Genomic DNA, 18,193 nt, shown 5'->3' with positions numbered 1-18,193 from the left:
CGTGCGGCGAACGGGCGCCGGACGTGCGACGGGCCCCGCCGGAGGGATTCCTCCGACGGGGCCCGGCGCGGGGCTTCAGCGCCCGCTCAGCGCTTGGCGCCCTTCGCCGTGGACTTGGTCGCGAGCCTGGTGGCCGCCCAGTCCTTGACGATGTTGATCGAGCTGGTCTGGGAGAGGCCCGCGGTCTTGGCCGCGTCGTTGATGTCGGAGGCCTCGATGTGGCCGTCCCGCCCGGTCTTGGGCGTCATCAGCCAGATCAGGCCGCCCTCAGCGAGGTACTCCAGCGCGTCGACGAGGGCGTCGGTGAGGTCCCCGTCGTCGTCGCGGTGCCACAGCAGGACGGCGTCGGCGACGTCGTCGTAGTCCTCGTCGACGAGATCCGTCCCGATGATCTCCTCGATGCCCTCGCGGAGGTCCTGGTCAGTGTCTTCGTCGTACCCCAGCTCCTGGACGATCTGGCCCTCTTCGAAGCCGAGACGGGTCGCCGGGTTGGACTTGTCCGCGGGGTCCGCGGTCGCGCTCACGGGAATAACCTCCAGTATTCGGCTCGGCATCCATGCCGAGGCTGTGGCCGTAGTCCACACGGGCGCGGCGGTTCGCGCAAGTACCCGACCCCCGATCCCCTCCAAAGGTTGACGTGTCGCAGCGGGACACGCCGCGCGAGGTGTCGGGAATCACACCGATTTGCCCTTCTCTGCGTGGGACAAGGATGCTTCGGGTGGTCCCGGCCCACAGGCCGTACGCATGCCCGAGATGCGAACGGCATTCGGGTCCGCGCATGCGCGGGCGTAGAGTCTCCTGTTGGCCCTCACCCCGGCCGCCCGCCATCGGGCGGACGGGACACCAGGTCGGACCACCTCTTTTCGTAACACCCGGGGGTGTGCGGAGCGGACGAAGACGCCCGCACCGCACGCCACCAGACCGGACCGTCCACCAGGCGGAACGGTTACCGATCGGTAGAGATGACGGATCTCCGAGCGCGGTAGCACGATGGAGGCGGCGCGACACACCTCAGTTTCGACCGACAGTGAAGGAACAGCGTGGCTTCCGGATCCGATCGCAACCCGATCATCATTGGCGGCCTTCCGAGTCAGGTCCCGGACTTCGATCCCGAGGAGACCGCGGAATGGCTGGAGTCGCTCGATGCGGCCATCGACGAGCGGGGGCGTGAGCGTGCCCGTTACCTGATGCTGCGGCTGATCGAGCGCGCCCGCGAGAAGCGTGTCGCGGTGCCCGAGATGCGCAGCACGGACTACGTCAACACCATCGCGACCAAGGACGAACCGTTCTTCCCCGGCAACGAGGAGATCGAGCGGAAGATCCTCAACGCGACCCGGTGGAACGCGGCCGTCATGGTCTCCCGGGCGCAGCGTCCCGGCATCGGCGTCGGTGGGCACATCGCCACCTTCGCCTCCTCCGCGTCTCTCTACGACGTCGGCTTCAACTACTTCTTCCGCGGCAAGGACGCCGAGGGCGAGTCCGGCGACCAGGTCTTCTTCCAGGGCCACGCCTCCCCCGGCATCTACGCCCGCGCCTTCCTGCTGGACCGACTCACCGAGCAGCAGCTCGACGCGTTCCGCCAAGAGAAGTCGAAGGCCCCGTACGGCCTCTCCAGCTACCCGCACCCGCGGCTGATGCCGGACTTCTGGGAGTTCCCGACCGTCTCGATGGGCCTCGGCCCGCTCGGCGCGATCTACCAGGCCCGGATGAACCGCTACCTGGAGCACCGCGGCATCAAGGACACCTCCGACTCGCAGGTCTACGCCTTCCTCGGCGACGGCGAGATGGACGAGCCCGAGTCGCTCGGCCAGCTGTCCCTGGCCGCCCGCGAGGGCCTGGACAACCTGACCTTCGTGGTCAACTGCAACCTGCAGCGCCTGGACGGCCCGGTCCGCGGCAACGGCAAGATCATCCAGGAGCTGGAGTCCCAGTTCCGGGGCGCCGGCTGGAACGTGATCAAGCTCATCTGGGACCGCAGCTGGGACCCGCTGCTCGCGCAGGACCGCGACGGCGTCCTGGTCAACAAGCTGAACACCACGGTGGACGGCCAGTTCCAGACCTACGCCACCGAGTCCGGCGAGTACATCCGCGAGCACTTCTTCGGCGGCGACCTGCGCCTGCGCGCCATGGTCGAGAACATGTCCGACCAGCAGATCCAGCACCTGGGTCGCGGCGGCCACGACCACAAGAAGATCTACGCGGCGTTCAAGGCGGCCCGCGAGCACAAGGGCCAGCCGACGGTCATCCTCGCCCAGACGGTCAAGGGCTGGACGCTGGGCCCCAACTTCGAGGGCCGCAACGCCACCCACCAGATGAAGAAGCTGACGGTCGAGGACCTGAAGCGCTTCCGCGACCGGCTGCACCTGCCGATCACCGACAAGCAGCTCGAGGACGGCCTCCCGCCGTACTACCACCCGGGCCGCGACTCGGAGGAGATCCAGTACATGCACGACCGCCGGGAGGAGCTGGGCGGCTACGTGCCGACCCGCAAGGTCCGCCCGCGGAAGCTGGAGCTGCCCGGCGACGACGCGTACAAGGCGGTCAAGAAGGGTTCCGGCAACCAGACCATCGCCACCACCATGGCGTTCGTCCGGCTGCTCAAGGACCTCATGCGGGACAAGGGCATCGGCAACCGCTTCGTGCCGATCGCGCCGGACGAGTACCGCACCTTCGGCATGGACTCGCTGTTCCCGTCGGCGAAGATCTACAACCCGCTGGGCCAGACCTACGAGTCGGTCGACCGGGACCTCCTGCTCGCCTACAAGGAGTCGCCGACCGGCCAGATGCTGCACGACGGCATCTCCGAGGCCGGCTGCACCGCCTCGCTGATCGCCGCCGGCTCCTCCTACGCCACCCACGGCGAGCCGCTGATCCCGGTGTACGTCTTCTACTCGATGTTCGGGTTCCAGCGCACCGGCGACCAGTTCTGGCAGATGGCCGACCAGCTGGCCCGCGGCTTCGTGCTGGGCGCCACCGCCGGCCGCACCACGCTGACCGGTGAGGGCCTGCAGCACGCCGACGGCCACTCGCACCTGCTGGCCTCGACCAACCCGGGTGTCGTGGCCTACGACCCGGCGTACGGCTTCGAGATCGCGCACATCGTCCAGGACGGTCTGCGCCGGATGTACGGCTCCAGCGCCGAGCACCCGCACGGCGAGGACGTGTTCTACTACCTCACCGTCTACAACGAGCCGATCAAGATGCCGGCCGAGCCCGAGAACGTGGACGTCGAGGGCATCCTCAAGGGTCTGCACAAGTACGCGCCGGGCACCGCCGGCCAGGTCCCGGCCCAGATCCTCGCCTCCGGCGTGGCCGTGCCGTGGGCCCTGGAGGCCCAGCGCATCCTCGCCGAGGAGTGGAACGTCAAGGCCGACGTCTGGTCCGCGACCTCCTGGAACGAGCTGCGCCGCGACGCGGTGGAGGCCGAGGAGTTCAACCTGCTGCACCCCGAGGAGCAGCAGCGCGTGCCGTACGTCACCCAGAAGCTCCAGGGCTCCGAGGGCCCGGTCGTCGCGGTGTCCGACTGGATGCGCGCCGTTCCGGACCAGATCGCCCGCTGGGTGCCGGGTCAGTACCAGTCGCTGGGTGCCGACGGCTTCGGCTTCGCCGACACCCGTGGCGCGGCCCGTCGCTTCTTCCACATCGACGCGCAGTCGGTCGTCCTGGCGGTGCTCACCGAGCTCGCCAAGCAGGGCAAGATCGACCGCTCGGCGCTGAAGGACGCGATCGACCGCTACCAGCTGCTGGACGTGGCCGCGGCCGACCCGGGCGCCGCCGGCGGCGAGGCCTGATCCGCCCGTAGGCACCGAGGGCCGGACTCCCGTCGGGGGTCCGGCCCTTCGGCGTCCGCGGGAGCCCGCGAGGACGCCGGCGCCGACGCCGGCGGGCACGACGCCCGCCGGGGACAGCACGACGGCCCCGGACTCCGAGGAGTCCGGGGCCGTGGCGTTGCGCGGTCCGTCAGATGTGCACGGCCGGGCCCGCGTCGGTGGTGCCGCGGCGGGTGAGCAGGCCGAGCACGGCGGCGGCGAAGGCCACCACGGCGGCCACCACGAAGGCCAGCGACATGCCGCTCACGAAGGACTCGTGGACGGCGCCGGCCATCGCCTCCACCGCCTGCTGCGGGGTGCCGGCCGGGGCCGGCGGGGCGATGCCGAGCTGGGCGGCCTGCTTGAGGCCCTCGCCCGCCGCGCCCTCGACCGGCGGCAGGCCGGCCCGGGCCCAGTTGCCCGGCAGCGCGTCGCCGACCTTGGCGGCCATCAGCGCGCCCAGCACGGCGGTGCCGAGGCTGCCGCCGACCTGCATCGCGGCCTGCTGGAGGCCGCCGGCCACGCCGGACAGCTCCAGCGGGGCGTTGCCGACGACCACCTCGGTGGCGCCGACCATGACCGGGCTGAGGCCGAGGCCGAGCATGACGAACCAGAGCGACATCACGCCGTTGCCGGAGCCGGTCTCCAGGGTGGACATGCCGAACATCGCGGCGGTGGTGATCAGCATGCCGGCCACGATCGGGACGCGCGGGCCCAGCTTGCCGATCGCGAGGCCGGCCAGCGGCGAGCCGATGATCATCATGCCGGTCATCGGCAGCAGGTGGACACCGGCCTCGACCGGCGTCATCCCGTGCACGTTCTGGAGATAGAAGGTCACGAAGAAGAGCGCGCCGAAGAACGCGAAGGCCATCAGCACCATCAGCAGCACGCCCGCCGACAGCGGCACCGAGCGGAACAGGCTCAGCGGGATCAGCGGCTCGCGGGCCTTGACCTGCCAGAGCGCGAACAGCACCATCAGGACCACCGCGCCGCCCAGGAACAGCAGCGTCCGCCCGTTGCCCCAGCCCCACTCCGGGGCCTTGATGATGCCGAAGACCAGCGCGAACATCCCCACCGAGAGCAGCGCGATGCCGGGCAGGTCGAAGGACTTGGCGGCCTTCTCGGCCCGGACGTCCCTGAGGATCCACACGCCCAGCACCAGCGCGATCAGGCCGACCGGGATGTTGATGAAGAACACCGACTCCCAGTTGACGTGCTCGACCAGCAGGCCGCCGACGATCGGGCCGGCCGCGGTGGAGGCGCCGATCACTCCGCCCCAGATGCCGATCGCCATGTTGAGCTTCTCGGCCGGGAAGGCCCCGCGCAGCAGGCCCAGCGCGGCGGGCTGGAGCAGCGCGCCGAACAGGCCCTGGAGCACCCGGAAGGCGATCACGGTCTGGATGTTGCTGGCGAAGCCGATCGCGGCCGAGGTGGCGGCGAAGCCCGTCGCGCCGACCAGGAAGGTGGTCTTGTGGCCGAAGCGGTCACCGATCTTGCCGGCGGTGATCAGGAAGACCGCCAGGGCCAGCAGGTAGCCGCTGGTGACCCACTGGATCTCGGAGGGCGCCGCGTTCAGCTTCTCCTGGATCACCGGGTTGGCGATGGCGACGATCGTGCCGTCCAGCGCGACCATCATGACGCCGACCGCGACGGTCAGCAGGGTCAGCCAGGGGTGCCCCTTGAGACCGCCCCCCGACGGTGGATTCGGCGGCGCGTCCGCCTCGGAGTTCTTCACGACGGACTGACTCATCTGGGCCCTCCGGGGGCGTGGCTGGGGTGCAGGACTGGGCGTGGCGCCCCGGCCCACCCGTCCCCACAGGTGCCCCGGCCCGACGGGCGCCACCTCGGCAGATTATGTCAGCTGCTGACATTCGGCAAACAGTGACTTCTGGCCATTGCTGACATTTGTCAGAGCGCTAAAATCGTGCTCCCACCAGCCACACCCAGCGCTCCGGAAGGCCCTCGCCATGGCCGCTCACACCCCCCGCACCACCGGCACCCCGGCGGGCCCCGACCGCACGCCCGGACTGCGCGAGCGCAAGAAGCAGCAGACCCGCTACGCCCTGATCCAGGCCGCCCACGTGCTCTTCCTCCGGCAGGGCTTCGCCCACACGACCGTCGACGAGATCGCCTCCGCCGTCGACGTCTCCCAGCGCACCTTCTTCCGCTACTTCGCCAACAAGGACGAGGTCGCGCTCGCCGTGATGGCCGTGGCCGAGGACTACTTCATCGAGTGCCTGCGCCACCGCCCGGCCGAGGAGGCCCCGCTCCAGGCCCTGCGCGCCTCGATCGTCAAGGCCTGGCGCGACCTCGGCAACGAGGAGTGCGGCGGCCCCGGATCGATCCACAGCGCCCTCGAACTCATGCGGATGATCGAGGAGACGCCCCCGCTGCTCGCCGCCCACCTGCGCCGGGTCACCGAACAGGAGCGCCTGGTCGTCCAGGTGCTCGCCGAACGCGAGGGCCTGGACCCGGCCGAGGACCTGCGCCCGGCCGTGCTCGCCGCCGTCTTCGGCAGCCTGCTGCGCTCGGCCCACCTCTCCTGGAGCGCCGAGAACGCGCCGGCCGGCCCCGAGGGCATGGTCGCGGTGATCGAGCGCTACTTCGACCAGCTCGGCCCGGCCCTGGCCGGCCACTGGAGCGGCCCCGCATAGGACCCGGCGGCACGCCCGTGTCATACCGGGGTATCACCCGCTACCCCGGTACCACCCGGAAGTTCGGGCTCCAGTGCGACGCCCCGCGGGCCCCGCCCTCCTAGGCTGACCCGCGATGAACACGCCCGCCAAAGCCGACGCCCCCGGGTTCGCACTGCGCCAACTGCGCGCCCTGCGACACCACCTGACCAGCCCGAGCGAGGACGACACCCCGCTGCTCGGCGACTCCCGCCGGCGCTGGGTGCGCCGGCTCCCGTACGTCGTCGTGATCGCCCTCCAGGCCTCGCTGATCCCCACCGGGATCGCCAACCTGGTCGGCTTCTACGACCTGGTGCTGCCGGTGGCCGCCGCGCTCACCGTCGCCCAGACCACGCCGCTGTTCCTCGCCCTCACCCGGCCGCTGGCCGCCTGGTGGATCAGCGCCGCCGCCCTGGTCACCACCGCCGCCGTCACCGCCCGCCACACGCAGGTGGCGGGCAGTTGGCCGTGGACCGCTCCGATGATCATCGCGTACGTCTTCCTGCTGCTCGCCCTCGCGCTGCGGGAGAGCCGGCCCACCCTGGTCTCGGTCTGGGTCGCCACCGTCCTGCTCACCGCGCTCACCACCACCCTCGGCCTGCCCCGCTCCGGCGACGGCACCACCGTGCTGCTGATCGCGCTCAGCGGCGCCGCGCTGCTGCTCGGCTGGGCCGTCCGGGACCGCGCCGTGGCCCGCCGGCTGCTCACCGAGCAAGAGCAGATCAACGAGGTGGAACGGGAGCGGCGCACCCTGCTGGAGGAACGCGCCCGGATCGCACGGGAGTTGCACGACGTGGTGGCCCACCACATGTCGGTCGTCGCGGTCCAGGCGGCCAGCGCGCCGTACCGGATCGCCGGGGTGCCGGAGGAGGCCGCCGAGGAGTTCACCGCGATCGCCGGCACCGCCCGCGAATCGCTGGCCGAGATGCGCCGGCTGCTCGGCGTGCTGCGCAGCGAGGAGTCCGGTGGGGAGCGGGCGCCCCAGCCCGGGGTGGGCCAACTCGCCCAGCTGGTCGAGACGGTGGGCCGGGCCGGGGTACCGGCCGAGCTGACGGTGGAGCCGGGCCTGGCGGACGGGGTGCCGCAGGCCGTCGGCCTGGTCGCGTACCGGATCGTGCAGGAGGCGCTGGCCAACGTGGTGCGGCACGCCCCCGGTGCGCGGGCCTGGGTGTCGCTGACCGCGGACGGCCCGGAGCTGCTGGTGACGGTGGTCAACGCGCCCCCGCCGGAGCGCGCCGAGTCGCTGGAGGCCTCGGTCGAGGGCACCGGACAGGGGCTGGTCGGAATGCGCGAACGCGTCCGGCTGGTCGATGGCAGGCTGGACACCGGCCCGCTGCCGGACGGCGGCTTCAAGGTGACCGCCGTCCTGCCCCTCGACCGCCCAGACACCCCCCGGGAGACCACCGCATGACCATCCGCGTGATCATCGTCGACGACCAGGCCATGGTGCGCGCGGGCTTCGCGGCCCTGCTCAACGCCCAGAGCGACATCGACGTGGTGGGGGACGCGGCGGACGGCGCCCAGGCCCTGGAGGTCAACGGCCGCACCCACCCGGACCTGGTACTGATGGACGTCCGGATGCCCGTCATGGACGGCCTGGAGGCGGCCCGGCGGCTGCTCGACCCCACCGCCGGCGGCCGGGGAGGGGGCGGCGCCCACCGGCCCAAGGTGCTGATGCTGACCACCTTCGACGTGGACGACTACGTCTACGAGGCGCTGCGCGCCGGGGCCAGCGGCTTCCTGCTCAAGGACGCCCCGCCGGCCGACCTGATCGCCGCGGTCCGGGTGGTCGCGGCCGGCGAGGCGCTGCTCGCCCCCTCGGTGACCCGCCGGCTGATCGAGGACTTCGCCCGCACCCGCCCGGCCAGGCGCCGCGACCCCAAGGTGCGGCTCAACGGCCTGACCCCGCGCGAGACCGAGGTGCTGGAGCTGATCGCCCGCGGCCTGTCCAACCAGGAGATAGCCGCCGGTCTGGTGCTCGCCGAGCAGACCGTCAAGACCCACATCGGGCGCATCCTCGCCAAGCTCGGCCTGCGCGACCGCGCCCAGGCCGTGGTCCTGGCCTACGAGTCGGGCCTGGTGACCCCCGGACAGTAGGGGGGCCTCCCCCACCCCGGCACCACCCGCCCAGGAGGGGGGAAATCCTCCTGATACCCCGGTAGCACCCGGGAGTTGGCCCCGCGGTGTGACGTCCGCGGGGCCTTCGCGTTCCTACCTTCCTCTCCACCGGCAGCCGAACCCGATCGGCGGCCGAACGGACGAGGGGGGAACAGGGACATGCGCAGGTTCCGGGCCAGGCGGGCGATCGCCGCCACCGCGGTGGCGCTGGCGGTCGTACTCGGCGCGGGCGGCTGGGCCGCCGACACCCAGACCCCCGTCACCGGCCCGCCGCCCGGCAGCGCCGCCTGGACGGCCGACACCTCGCTCGGCCTGCGGCCGCCCGACCCGGCCACCACCACCCCGGCCCACGTCGCCGCGTTCTTCGCCGGGTTGAGCCCCGCCCGACAGGACGCCCTGGCCGTACGGCACCCGCTGGTGGTCGGCAACCTGGACGGCGCCCCCGTCGCCCTGCGCTACCGGGCCAACGCCCTGGCCCTCGCCGCCGAGCGCACCCGCGAACTCGCCCGGGCCACCGACCCCGCCCTCACCCCGCAGGACCACCAGGCCGCCCGCACCCGCGCCGAGCGCTACCGCGCCCTGCTGGACGGGGACCGGCGGATCCTCGCCTTCGACCCGCGCGGCCGCGGCCAGGTCGCCGAGGTGTACGGCGACCTCGCCACCACCCGCCGCACCGCCGTGGTCGTCCCCGGCTCGGACATCGACCTGCTCCGCTTCGACCGCACGTCCGACCCGTACGGCACCCCCGCCGGCATGGCCCGCGCGCTCCTGGACGCCACCGACGGGCGGACCGCCGTGATCGCCTGGGCCGGCTACACCACCCCGCTCGGCCTCGGCCCGGACGCCGCCACCGAGGACCTGGCCCGGGCCGGCGCGCCCCGCCTCACCCGGCTGCTCGACGGACTCGCCGTCACCACCCGCCCGCAGGCCCCGCCCACCGTGTTCTGCCACAGCTACGGCTCGGTGGTCTGCGGCCTGGCCCGCCCCACCCCCGCCCAGGCCTCCGCCCTGGTGGTCCTCGGCTCGCCCGGCATGGGCATCGACTCGGCCACCGACCTCGACCCGGGCGTCCCGCTCTGGGCCACCGACCGCAACGGCTCCGACTGGATCGGCGACGTGCCCAAGGTCCGGCTGTTCGGCCTCGGCCACGGCGCCGACCCGACCGACCCCGGCTTCGGCGCCCGCCCGCTGCCCGCCACCGGATCCCACGGCCACACCGGCTACTTCGCCCCCGGCACCGCCTCCCTCGCCGCCTACGCCGCCGTCGCGCTCGGCCGCGCCTGACCGCCCGCACCGGAAGGAGCACCACCATGGCCAGCACCCTCAGCACCCCCGGCACCCCCGGCACCCGGCCCGGCACCCCGGAGCCCCGCACGACCCGGCCCCGCACCGCCCGGCCCCGCACGACCCGGCCGCTCACCGCGCTGCGCCGCGCCGCCGCACGGGTCGACGCGAAGACCCCCGCCGGCCGCGACCGCGCCCTGGACGGGCTGCGCGCCCTCGCCCTGCTCGCCGTCCCGGTCGGCCACTGGATGCTCGGCGGCCTCACCCGCTCACCCGACGGCGCCCTGCACAACGCCAGCCCGCTCTCCACCCTCGGCTTCTTCGCCCCGCTCAGCTGGGTGCTCCAGATGCTCGGGGTGTTCTTCCTGGTCGGCGGCCACTCCTCGGTCCGCTCGCTGGAACGGGCCCGGGCCAGGGGCGTGACCTACGGTGGCTGGCTGCGGGCCCGTACCGTCCGGCTGCTGCGTCCGGTGCTCGGGGTGACGGCCGTCTGGGCGGCGCTGATCCCGCTGCTGCCCGCGCTCGGCGTCCCCTCGGACACCCTGCGCACCGGCGCCACCCTGGTGGTGCAGCCGCTCTGGTACATCGGGGTCTACCTGGGACTGACCGCGCTCACCCCGCTCTGCGTGGCCGCCGGGCGCCGGCTGGGCGGCTGGTCCGCGGGCCTGCTGGTGGCCGCGGTCGCCGCCGTCGACCTGCTGCGCTACGGGCCGTGGGCCGAGGCGGTGCCGTCCTGGGTCGCGCTGCTGAACATCCTGCCGGGCTGGCTGTTCGGCTACCAGCTGGGCGTGCTCTGGGCGCAGGGCCGGCTCGGCCGCCCGGCGGCCCGGGTGCTGCTGCTCGGCGGCGGCGCGCTGTTCGCCGCGCTGCTGCTGGTCTTCCACTACCCGGCCAGCATGGTCGGCGTGCCCGGGGCCGCGCGCACCAACTCGCACCCGCCGTCCCTGCTGGTGCTCGCCCTGGCGGCGTTCCAGTGCGGCGCCGCGGTGCTGCTGCGGGAGCGGCTGGGCCGGCTGCTGACCCGTCGTCCGCTGCTCTGGCTGCCGGTCGTGGTGGTCAACCTGTCGGCGATGACGATCTTCTGCTGGCACCAGAGCGCGATGCTCGCGGTCGCCGTGCCGGGCGCGGCCGGCCTGGGCGCCGTCCCGGGACTGACCACCGCGCCGGACTCGCTCGGCTGGGTGGCCGCCCGGCTGGCGCTGCTGCCGCTGTTCGCCGCCGCGCTGGTGGCGCTCGGCTGGTTCACCCGCCGGTTCGACGGCCCGTGGACGGCCTTCTCCCGGGGCGGCAAGGCGGTGGCCGGAGCCGCGGCGGCGCTGTTCGCGGCGTACGCCCTGGGTGTGGTGTGACGGTCCGCCGAGCGCGGGCCGCTTCGGGGCGCCGCACGGCCGGCAGGGGCGCGGACCGATCGGTTCGCGCCCCTGCGGCGCGCTGTCGGTGTCCTGCCCTACCCTGCCGCCATGGTGACGTTCGACGAGTTCCGCGCGATGGCCCTGGCCCTGCCGGAGGCCGCCCAGGAGCCGACCTGGGACATCGAGACGCTGCGGGTCCGCGGCCGGATCTTCGCGATGGGCGCACCCGACGGGGAGCAGGTCACCGTCAAGGCCTCCCCCGAGGACCAGGCCGAACTGCTCGCCGCCGAACCCGAGGTGTTCTCCTTCGCCCCGTACGTCGGACGGCACGGCTGGGTGAGCGTCCGGCTGGACCTCGTGGACCGGGACGAGCTGCACGACCTCGTCACCGAGGCCTGGCGGCGGACGGCGCCGAAGCGCCTGGTACGCGAGTTCGACGCCTGAGCGCGGCCCCGCCGAACGGCCGTACGGGCCGCCGTCCGAACCACTGGGAGACGCCGTACGGACACCCCCGGTTCATGTGATCCATCCCACAGTTTAGGCGTTCCCGCCACCCCTTCGGGCGCCCTAGGCTTGCGCAGGGAATTCAGCAGAGCTATCGCACCCTCCGGGCACCGCCCGCGAAACGGTGACGGGCCCCAAGGGAGTTGGTGCGGTGCGCAACCGTCGGCGCTGGAAGCGGGTACTGATCGGGGCGTTCGCCGGCTGCGCGGTGCTGGCCGACGCCGGAGGCGCCGCCGCCGCGGCCGCGGTCTCCTCCGAACAGCTGGCGATCTCCACCCCTCCGGCCGGCAGCGCCGCCTGGGTCCAGGACCACTCCTTCGACCGCTCCCTGCCCGACCCGGCCACCACCACCCCGGCCGCCGCCGCGGCGTTCTTCGCCTCGCTGGCGCCCACCGAACTGGACCGGCTGATCCAGGAGTACCCGCTGGTCGTCGGCAACTACGACGGCGCCCCGCTGGACCTGCGCTACCGCGCCAACCGGATCGCCCTGGCCGCCGAGCGCGACCAGGCCCGGGCCCGCGCCGCCGACCGCCGACTGGACTCCGACACCCGCGCGCTGGCCGTCTCCCGCGCCAACGACGTCGAGCACCTGCTCGCCCCCGGCCGGCAGATCCTGGCCTTCGACCCGCGCGGCCGCGGCCTGGTCAGCGAGGTGTGGGGCGACCTCGCCGACGCCGAGCGGATCTCCGTGCTCGTCCCCGGCTCGGACGCCGACCTCGGCCACCACGACCAGGCGGCCGATCCGCTGCGCTCCCCGGCCGGCATGGCCCGCGCCCTCCACGCCGAGGTGCGGCGCCAGGCGCCGGGCACCCGGACCGCCGTGATCTCCTGGACCGGCTACGTCACCCCCTCCGGCCTCGGCCCGGACGCCGCCACCTCCCGGCTCGCCGACGTCGCCGCCCCCCGGCTGGAGCGACTGCTCGCCGGGCTCAAGGAGACCACCCGGCCGGACGCGCCGCCGTCGCTGCTCTGCCACTCGTACGGCTCGGTGGTCTGCGGCACGGCCGCCCCGGAGATCCCGCGCGCGGCGGCCTCGCCGTCCGACACCTCCGGCATCACCGACCTGGTGGTCTTCGGCAGCCCGGGCATGGGCGTGCAGAGCACCACCGAGCTGGGCGCCGGCGTGCACGTCTGGGCCACCCGCAACCCCAGCGACTGGATCGGCAACGTGCCGTTCCTGGAGGTCGGCGGGCTCGGCCACGGCGCCGACCCGACGGCGAGCGGCTTCGGCTCCGAGCAGATCTCCTCGGCCCGCGCGGCGGGCCACAACGGCTACTTCGCCGAGGGCACCGACAGCCTGCGCAACTTCGCGGCGATCTCGCTCGGCCACTACCAGGACGTGGTCCGGGCCAACCCCGGCTCCTGACCCGCCGGCCGGCCCGGGCCCCCGACCCGGGCCCTACGCGGGCTGGTCCTGGTAGAGCCGCAGGGCGTCCGCCGCCGCCCGGGCCAGCTCGCGCCGGGCGGCCGGCGGGGCCAGCACCTCGACGTCCGCGCCGAAGGCCAGCAGCGACCGGACGGCCGCCGGGGCCGGGAAGGCCATCCCCACCTCGGTCCACTCCTCGGCCGGGCCGGCGCCCCCGTCCGGCGGCGGCGCGGTGACCCGGCCGCCGTGGATGCGCAGGAACATGTCCAGCCGTCCGCGCCGGACCCGCACCCGCACCGGCAGGTCCTTCGGCAGCCGCTCCACCTGGTCGCGCAGCACCGCCCAGACGTCGCCGAGCCCGACCCCGGCCCGGCGCCGCACCGCCTCGTCGGTGGTGTCGGCGGCCAGCACCCGGTCGGCCCGGAACAGCCGCGGCTCGCCGGCCAGATCGGCCACCAGGTACCAGACCGCGGCCTTGCTCACCAGCCCGTACGGGTCGACGGTGTACTCCACCGGCGCGGGCGTGCCGCCGTGCCGGTAGCGCAGCCGCAGCCGCCGGTCGGCGAAGACGGCGTACTGGAGCTCGCCCAGGTCCGTCCCCGCGGCGGGACCGGCCGCGCCGGGGGTCTGCATCCAGCGGGCCGGGTCGACCAGGATCCGCTCACTGATCCGCTCGGCGGCCGGCCGGTGCGGGGCCGGCAGCGCCGCCATCACCTTGCGCAGTGCCGAACCTAGCGCCCCGTCCAGCCCGAGGTCGCTGTGCGCGCCCTGGGCGGAGAGCACGAACAGGGCCCTGGCCTCGTCCGCGGTCAGGCCCGTGACGTCGGTCCGGTAGCCGGGCAGCAGGCCGATGCCGCCGTGCCGCCCGCGCTCGGTGAACACCGGCACCCCGGCGGCGGAGAGCGACTCGACGTCGCGGTAGATGGTGCGGACGGACACCTCCAGCCGCTCGGCGAGTTCGGTGGCGGACACCCGGCCGCGGGTCTGGAGCAGCAGGAGGATCGAGAGCAGGCGATCGGCCTTCATGACCCAAGAATCCCAGTAATCCTGACGGCAGTTGTCAGGTTTTACTGGGAAATTGCGTTCCGAGCCCGAAAGACCATCCGACACCAGGGAGTTCAGCGCCGATGACCGCCGTCCAGGATCCCCGCCCGCAGTACCTGACCGCCCTCGACCAGCTGGAGAAGCTGCTCGCCACGATCACCCCGGCCGACCTCGACCGGCCCACCCCCTGCACCGAGTTCACCCTGCGCCGGTTGCTGAGCCACGTGGTCGGCGGCATCCACCGGTTCGCGTACATGGGCGAGGGCGGCCGCGCCGAGGACGTCGTGGCGGCCGTCGAGGGCTCGGACGAGGGCTGGCCGGCCGCGCTGGACCGGGCCCGCACCCGGGTCACCGCCGCCTGGGCGGACGACGCCAAGCTCGGCCGCCCGACCGCCGCCCCCTGGGGCGAGGTGCCCGGTGCGGCGGCGGTCTGCGGCTACCTGATGGAGCTGGTGACCCACTCCGGGGACATCGCCAGGAGCCTCGACAACGGCTTCGCCCTGGACGACGACCTGGCGCGGACCGCGCTGGCCGTCGCCGAGTCGGTGCTGGCGGCCGGACCGCGGGCGCCGGGCGCCCCGTTCGCCGCCGCCCGGCCGGTCGCCGAGGACGCCGACGTGCACACCCGGCTGGCCGCCTTCACGGGCCGTACGGTCTGAACCCGGCAGCGGCCCCGGGGAGCGTCCGCCGACTCCCCGGGGCCGTGCGGCGGATCCGACGGCTCCCCGAGCCGTGCGGCGGATCCGAGGACCGCCCGCTACTCCCGCGCGTCCGAGGTGGCGCTCATGTCCGGGTAGCGGTTCCCCGCCACCCGGCCGGCCACCGGCTCCAGCAGCGCCAGTTCCTCGGCGGTCAGCCGCAGCGCCGCCGCCGCGGTGTTCTCGGCCAGCCGGCTGCGCTTGCGGGTGCCCGGGATCGGCACGACGGCCAGCCCGTGCACCTCGGCCCGCTGGTGCACCCAGGCCAGCGCGACCTGGGCGAGCGTCGCGCCGCGGGCCGCCGCGATCTTCCGCAGCGGGTCGAGCAGTTCGCCGTTGGCGGTCGCGTTGTCGCCGGTGAAGCGCGGGTGGGTACGGCGGTAGTCGCCCGCCGAGAGCTCGTTGGCGTCCTGGAAGGCGCCGGTCAGGAAGCCCCGCCCGAGCGGCGAGTACGGCACGAAGGCGACGCCCAGCTCCGCCGCGGCCGGCACCGCCGAGCGCTCGACCTCGCGGGCGAACACCGACCACTCGGACTGGAGCGCGGCGATCGGGTGGACCGCGTGCGCCTCGCGCAGCTCCGCCCCGGTCACCTCGGACAGCCCGAGGTGGCGCACCTTGCCGGCCCGCACCAGCTCGGCCATGGCACCGACCGAGTCGGCCAGCGGCACGGCCGGGTCCCGGCGGTGCATGTAGTACAGGTCGATCACGTCCACGCCGAGGCGGCGCAGCGAGGCGTCCACCGCGGTCCGGATGTACGCCGGGTCGTTGCTGATGCCGCGGACGGCGCCGTTCTCCGCGTCGCGCATGATGGAGAACTTGGTGGCGAGCACCACCGTGTCCCGGTTGGCCCGGACGAAGGGGCCGATCAGCTCCTCGTTGCGGCCGGAGCCGTACATGTCGGCGGTGTCGAAGAGGGTGACCCCGGCCTCCAGGGCGGCGTCCAGGGTGGCGAGCGCCTCGCCGGTGTCGGTGGGGCCGTAGAACTCGCTCATGCCCATGCAGCCGAGGCCCTGGACGCCCACCAGGGGGCCGCCGGTGCCGAGTTCGACGGTGGGAAGGACGGTCTGAGTCATGCGCTCTGCTCTTCCTCTGCGCGGATGTTCTGGCATTTGACCGGGACACCGGTGCCGTCGGCGACCTTCCCGGCATAGAGATCGATCTTGTAGTCGAGGACGGCGAGGGTGGCCTGGAGGTCGACGATCCGCTGCCGGACCTCCTCCCGCTGGGCCTCCAGGAGCAGCCGCCGCCCCTCGTAGGTCCGCTCGCCCTGGCGGGCCATGTCCACGTACCTGAGCATGTCGGCCACGGACATGCCGGTCAGCCGCAGCCGGCCCAGGAAGGCCAGCCGGTGCAGATCGGCGTCGCAGTAGCGGCGCTGGCCGCCCGCCACCCGGTCGACCGGGTCCAGCAGGCCGATCCGCTCGTACCAGCGCAGAGTGTGGGCGGTCAGCCCGCTCGCCGCGGCGACCTCGCTGATGGTGTGCCTCGGCGTCCGGTCCGGATCGCCGCTCGGGCGGCTGAACACCTCGGCGCAGCTGCGCAGGTCGATCTCGATCCGTGCGGGTGCGACCATCGCTCGTTCCCCCTGTCCTGTGCGACGTGGACGACGCTACCGAGTTGGAGTGCACTCCAAGCAAGCCCGGCTCCCGGGTGGCTCCGCCACCGCCTTCTCCGGGGGATTTCCCGGCGACTACAGTCGGATCCCATGGAGAGCTTGCGGATGATCGAGAACTGGCCGGTGCCCCATGCCGCGGCGGCGGTGGTCCGGGCGGCGGACGGCGCGGTGCTGGGCGCGCACGGGCCGCAGCAGCACCTGTTCCCGCTCGCCTCGGTGACCAAGCTGCTCACCTCGTACGCGGCACTGGTCGCCGTCGAGGAGGGCGTGTTCGAGCTGGACGACCCGGCCGGGCCGCCCGGGGCGACCGTCCGGCACCTGCTCGCCCACACCTCCGGCCTGGGCTTCGACGAGGACCGGGTGTACGCCGAGCCCGGCAACCGCCGGCTCTACTCCAACGCGGGCTTCGGCGCGCTGGCCCGGGCGCTGTCCGAGGCCGCCGGGATCGAGTTCTCCCGCTACGCCGCCGAGGCGGTGTTCGAGCCGCTGGGCATGACGGACACCCTGATCCACACGGCGCACAAGTCCCCGGCCGGCGCCGGCGGCCTGTCCACCGTCGCCGACCTCGCCCGGTTCGCCGCCGAACTGCAGGCCCCCAAGCTGCTCGACCCGTCCACCGTCCGGCAGGCCACCCGCGAGGTCGCCTTCCCCGGCACCAGCGGCGTGCTGCCCGGCTACGGCCACCAGCGCCCGAACGACTGGGGCCTCGGCTTCGAGATCCGCGGCGGCAAGAGCCCGCACTGGACCGGCGCCGCCAACTCCCCCGCGACCTTCGGGCACTTCGGCCAGTCCGGCACGTTCCTGTGGGTCGACCCGCAGGCCGGCGCGGCCTGCGTCGCGCTCACCGACCGGGACTTCGGGCCGTGGGCGGTCGAGGCCTGGCCGGCCTTCTCGGACGCGGTGCTGGCGGAACTGGCCGGCTAGCCGTACGAGACCGGCGAGTGCATCTCCCAGAGCAGGAGTTCGGCGCCGGTCTCGCCCGCCGCCGGGTCGGCGAAGGCCTCGCCGGTGATCCGCACGCTGTCGCCCGGGACCATCGAGCGGCCGCCGCCCTTGGGGCCGGGGACGGTCCGGTAGCCCAGCGAGCCCGCGGTCAGGTGGGCGTACCGCCAGGGCGCCTCGGGCAGTCGCGGCAGCGGCTGCCACGGCCCGGCGGTGGCCAGCCAGAGCGCGGCGTCGCCGCGGCGCAGCCGCAGGGCGTCCGTCCCGGCGTCGCGCTCCAGCCCGGAGGCGAGCAGCGTCAACCCGCCGTCCGCCGGTTCCACCCTGCGCAGGCCGTACGCGGGGGGCGCGTCGAACTCGTCCGGCTGGAGCCACATCTGGACGAAGCGGACCGGCCCGGTGGCGCCGCCGACGTTGCGCTCGGTGTGGGTGACACCGGAACCGGCGCTGAGGTGCTGGACCATCCCGGGGCGGACCACCCCGCTGTGGCCGTGCGAGTCCCGGTGGGCCAGCGCGCCCTCCAGCACCCAGGTGAGGATCTCGGTGTCCCGGTGCCGGTGCTCCTCGAACCCGGCGCCGGGTTCGAGGAGTTCCTCGTTGCACGCGAGCAGCGCGCCGAAGTGGGTGTTCTTCGGGTCGTAGTGGCCGGAGAAGGAGAACGCGTGCCTGGTCTCGACGCCCTCGGCCGGGGCGGAGCGGTAGCGCTCGGCGGTGCGGCGCAGGTCGGCACGGGGGCGGTCGGGCGCTTCGGTCACGCCCCCACCGTAGTGGCTGGGCCGGGAGTGTGAC

16 protein-coding genes are annotated in these 18,193 nt (G+C 73.8%); 10 read left to right on the top strand and 6 right to left on the bottom strand.

Annotation, left to right across the window (positions count from 1 at the left end; genetic code table 11):
• Positions 1 to 86 precede the first annotated feature (86 nt).
• Positions 87 to 524: a DUF3052 domain-containing protein gene (locus ACFWP2_RS00685; RefSeq protein WP_380446794.1), complete on the bottom strand. Its 438-nt coding sequence runs from the start codon at positions 522 to 524 to the stop codon at positions 87 to 89.
• Between the two features lie 516 nt (positions 525 to 1,040).
• Here ACFWP2_RS00685 and aceE point away from each other — a divergent pair.
• Positions 1,041 to 3,791 (top strand): pyruvate dehydrogenase (acetyl-transferring), homodimeric type, encoded by a 2,751-nt coding sequence (aceE, locus tag ACFWP2_RS00680; protein WP_380446791.1) that lies wholly within the window; start codon positions 1,041 to 1,043, stop codon positions 3,789 to 3,791.
• 169 nt (positions 3,792 to 3,960) lie between these two features.
• Here aceE and ACFWP2_RS00675 read toward each other — a convergent pair whose 3' ends face one another.
• The gene (locus ACFWP2_RS00675) at positions 3,961 to 5,559 is read right to left on the bottom strand and encodes an MFS transporter (RefSeq protein ID WP_380446788.1); all 1,599 of its coding nucleotides are present in this window, start codon (positions 5,557 to 5,559) and stop codon (positions 3,961 to 3,963) included.
• A gap of 217 nt (positions 5,560 to 5,776) precedes the next feature.
• Between ACFWP2_RS00675 and ACFWP2_RS00670 the strand changes: the two genes are divergently transcribed.
• From ACFWP2_RS00670 to ACFWP2_RS00640, 7 genes are all read left to right on the top strand, one after another.
• Entirely contained in the window at positions 5,777 to 6,463 is a 687-nt protein-coding gene (locus ACFWP2_RS00670; protein ID WP_380446786.1) for a TetR/AcrR family transcriptional regulator, read from the top strand.
• Between the two features lie 115 nt (positions 6,464 to 6,578).
• Positions 6,579 to 7,892, top strand: a complete 1,314-nt coding sequence (locus ACFWP2_RS00665) for a sensor histidine kinase (protein ID WP_380446784.1) — start codon at positions 6,579 to 6,581, stop codon at positions 7,890 to 7,892.
• Complete coding sequence (locus ACFWP2_RS00660) at positions 7,889 to 8,578, top strand: response regulator (RefSeq protein ID WP_380446781.1); 690 nt, start codon at positions 7,889 to 7,891, stop codon at positions 8,576 to 8,578. The genes ACFWP2_RS00665 and ACFWP2_RS00660 overlap by 4 nt, the downstream gene beginning before the upstream one ends.
• A gap of 180 nt (positions 8,579 to 8,758) precedes the next feature.
• Positions 8,759 to 9,883, top strand: a complete 1,125-nt coding sequence (locus tag ACFWP2_RS00655) for an alpha/beta hydrolase (protein ID WP_380446779.1) — start codon at positions 8,759 to 8,761, stop codon at positions 9,881 to 9,883.
• Between the two features lie 26 nt (positions 9,884 to 9,909).
• On the top strand, positions 9,910 to 11,232 hold the full coding sequence (locus ACFWP2_RS00650; RefSeq protein WP_380446778.1) for an acyltransferase: 1,323 nt from the start codon (positions 9,910 to 9,912) through the stop codon (positions 11,230 to 11,232).
• A 111-nt stretch (positions 11,233 to 11,343) separates the two neighbouring features.
• Positions 11,344 to 11,679: an MmcQ/YjbR family DNA-binding protein gene (locus ACFWP2_RS00645; protein WP_380446776.1), complete on the top strand. Its 336-nt coding sequence runs from the start codon at positions 11,344 to 11,346 to the stop codon at positions 11,677 to 11,679.
• A gap of 211 nt (positions 11,680 to 11,890) precedes the next feature.
• Positions 11,891 to 13,105, top strand: coding sequence for an alpha/beta hydrolase (locus ACFWP2_RS00640; protein WP_380446773.1), 1,215 nt, complete (start codon positions 11,891 to 11,893; stop codon positions 13,103 to 13,105).
• A 33-nt stretch (positions 13,106 to 13,138) separates the two neighbouring features.
• Here ACFWP2_RS00640 and ACFWP2_RS00635 read toward each other — a convergent pair whose 3' ends face one another.
• Complete coding sequence (locus tag ACFWP2_RS00635; protein ID WP_380446771.1) at positions 13,139 to 14,131, bottom strand: helix-turn-helix transcriptional regulator; 993 nt, start codon at positions 14,129 to 14,131, stop codon at positions 13,139 to 13,141.
• Between the two features lie 101 nt (positions 14,132 to 14,232).
• On the opposite strand from ACFWP2_RS00635, the gene ACFWP2_RS00630 reads away from it, so the two are divergent.
• Positions 14,233 to 14,808 (top strand): TIGR03086 family metal-binding protein, encoded by a 576-nt coding sequence (locus tag ACFWP2_RS00630; RefSeq protein ID WP_380446769.1) that lies wholly within the window; start codon positions 14,233 to 14,235, stop codon positions 14,806 to 14,808.
• A 98-nt stretch (positions 14,809 to 14,906) separates the two neighbouring features.
• Here the strand turns inward: ACFWP2_RS00630 and ACFWP2_RS00625 are convergent, their stop codons facing one another.
• On the bottom strand, positions 14,907 to 15,920 hold the full coding sequence (locus ACFWP2_RS00625; RefSeq protein ID WP_380446766.1) for an aldo/keto reductase: 1,014 nt from the start codon (positions 15,918 to 15,920) through the stop codon (positions 14,907 to 14,909).
• Positions 15,917 to 16,420, bottom strand: coding sequence for a MerR family transcriptional regulator (locus tag ACFWP2_RS00620; protein ID WP_380446763.1), 504 nt, complete (start codon positions 16,418 to 16,420; stop codon positions 15,917 to 15,919). Before ACFWP2_RS00620 ends, ACFWP2_RS00625 begins: the two co-directional genes overlap by 4 nt.
• Positions 16,421 to 16,552: 132 nt before the next feature.
• On the opposite strand from ACFWP2_RS00620, the gene ACFWP2_RS00615 reads away from it, so the two are divergent.
• Complete coding sequence (locus ACFWP2_RS00615; RefSeq protein WP_380446760.1) at positions 16,553 to 17,386, top strand: serine hydrolase domain-containing protein; 834 nt, start codon at positions 16,553 to 16,555, stop codon at positions 17,384 to 17,386.
• On the opposite strand, the gene ACFWP2_RS00610 is transcribed toward ACFWP2_RS00615, so the two are convergent.
• Positions 17,383 to 18,159, bottom strand: a complete 777-nt coding sequence (locus ACFWP2_RS00610; RefSeq protein WP_380446758.1) for a pirin family protein — start codon at positions 18,157 to 18,159, stop codon at positions 17,383 to 17,385. The two genes, ACFWP2_RS00615 and ACFWP2_RS00610, sit on opposite strands and share 4 nt — an antisense overlap.
• Positions 18,160 to 18,193 lie beyond the last annotated feature (34 nt).

Source organism: Kitasatospora sp. NPDC058444 (assembly GCF_042721415.1).
Lineage (GTDB): Bacteria > Actinomycetota > Actinomycetes > Streptomycetales > Streptomycetaceae > Kitasatospora.
Note: the sequence above shows the minus strand (reverse complement) of the source record. Positions and strands in the feature narration are given on the sequence as shown.

What these genes read in the sequence shown, in the direction of transcription:
- ACFWP2_RS00675 (WP_380446788.1), bottom strand. Translation starts at nt 5,559, where the DNA reads ATGAGTCAGTCCGTCGTGAAGAACTCCGAGGCGGACGCGCCGCCGAAT.
- ACFWP2_RS00670 (WP_380446786.1), top strand. Translation starts at nt 5,777, where the DNA reads ATGGCCGCTCACACCCCCCGCACCACCGGCACCCCGGCGGGCCCCGAC.
- ACFWP2_RS00665 (WP_380446784.1), top strand. Translation starts at nt 6,579, where the DNA reads ATGAACACGCCCGCCAAAGCCGACGCCCCCGGGTTCGCACTGCGCCAA.
- ACFWP2_RS00660 (WP_380446781.1), top strand. Translation starts at nt 7,889, where the DNA reads ATGACCATCCGCGTGATCATCGTCGACGACCAGGCCATGGTGCGCGCG.
- ACFWP2_RS00655 (WP_380446779.1), top strand. Translation starts at nt 8,759, where the DNA reads ATGCGCAGGTTCCGGGCCAGGCGGGCGATCGCCGCCACCGCGGTGGCG.
- ACFWP2_RS00650 (WP_380446778.1), top strand. Translation starts at nt 9,910, where the DNA reads ATGGCCAGCACCCTCAGCACCCCCGGCACCCCCGGCACCCGGCCCGGC.
- ACFWP2_RS00645 (WP_380446776.1), top strand. Translation starts at nt 11,344, where the DNA reads ATGGTGACGTTCGACGAGTTCCGCGCGATGGCCCTGGCCCTGCCGGAG.
- ACFWP2_RS00635 (WP_380446771.1), bottom strand. Translation starts at nt 14,131, where the DNA reads ATGAAGGCCGATCGCCTGCTCTCGATCCTCCTGCTGCTCCAGACCCGC.
- ACFWP2_RS00630 (WP_380446769.1), top strand. Translation starts at nt 14,233, where the DNA reads ATGACCGCCGTCCAGGATCCCCGCCCGCAGTACCTGACCGCCCTCGAC.
- ACFWP2_RS00625 (WP_380446766.1), bottom strand. Translation starts at nt 15,920, where the DNA reads ATGACTCAGACCGTCCTTCCCACCGTCGAACTCGGCACCGGCGGCCCC.
- ACFWP2_RS00620 (WP_380446763.1), bottom strand. Translation starts at nt 16,420, where the DNA reads ATGGTCGCACCCGCACGGATCGAGATCGACCTGCGCAGCTGCGCCGAG.
- ACFWP2_RS00615 (WP_380446760.1), top strand. Translation starts at nt 16,553, where the DNA reads ATGGAGAGCTTGCGGATGATCGAGAACTGGCCGGTGCCCCATGCCGCG.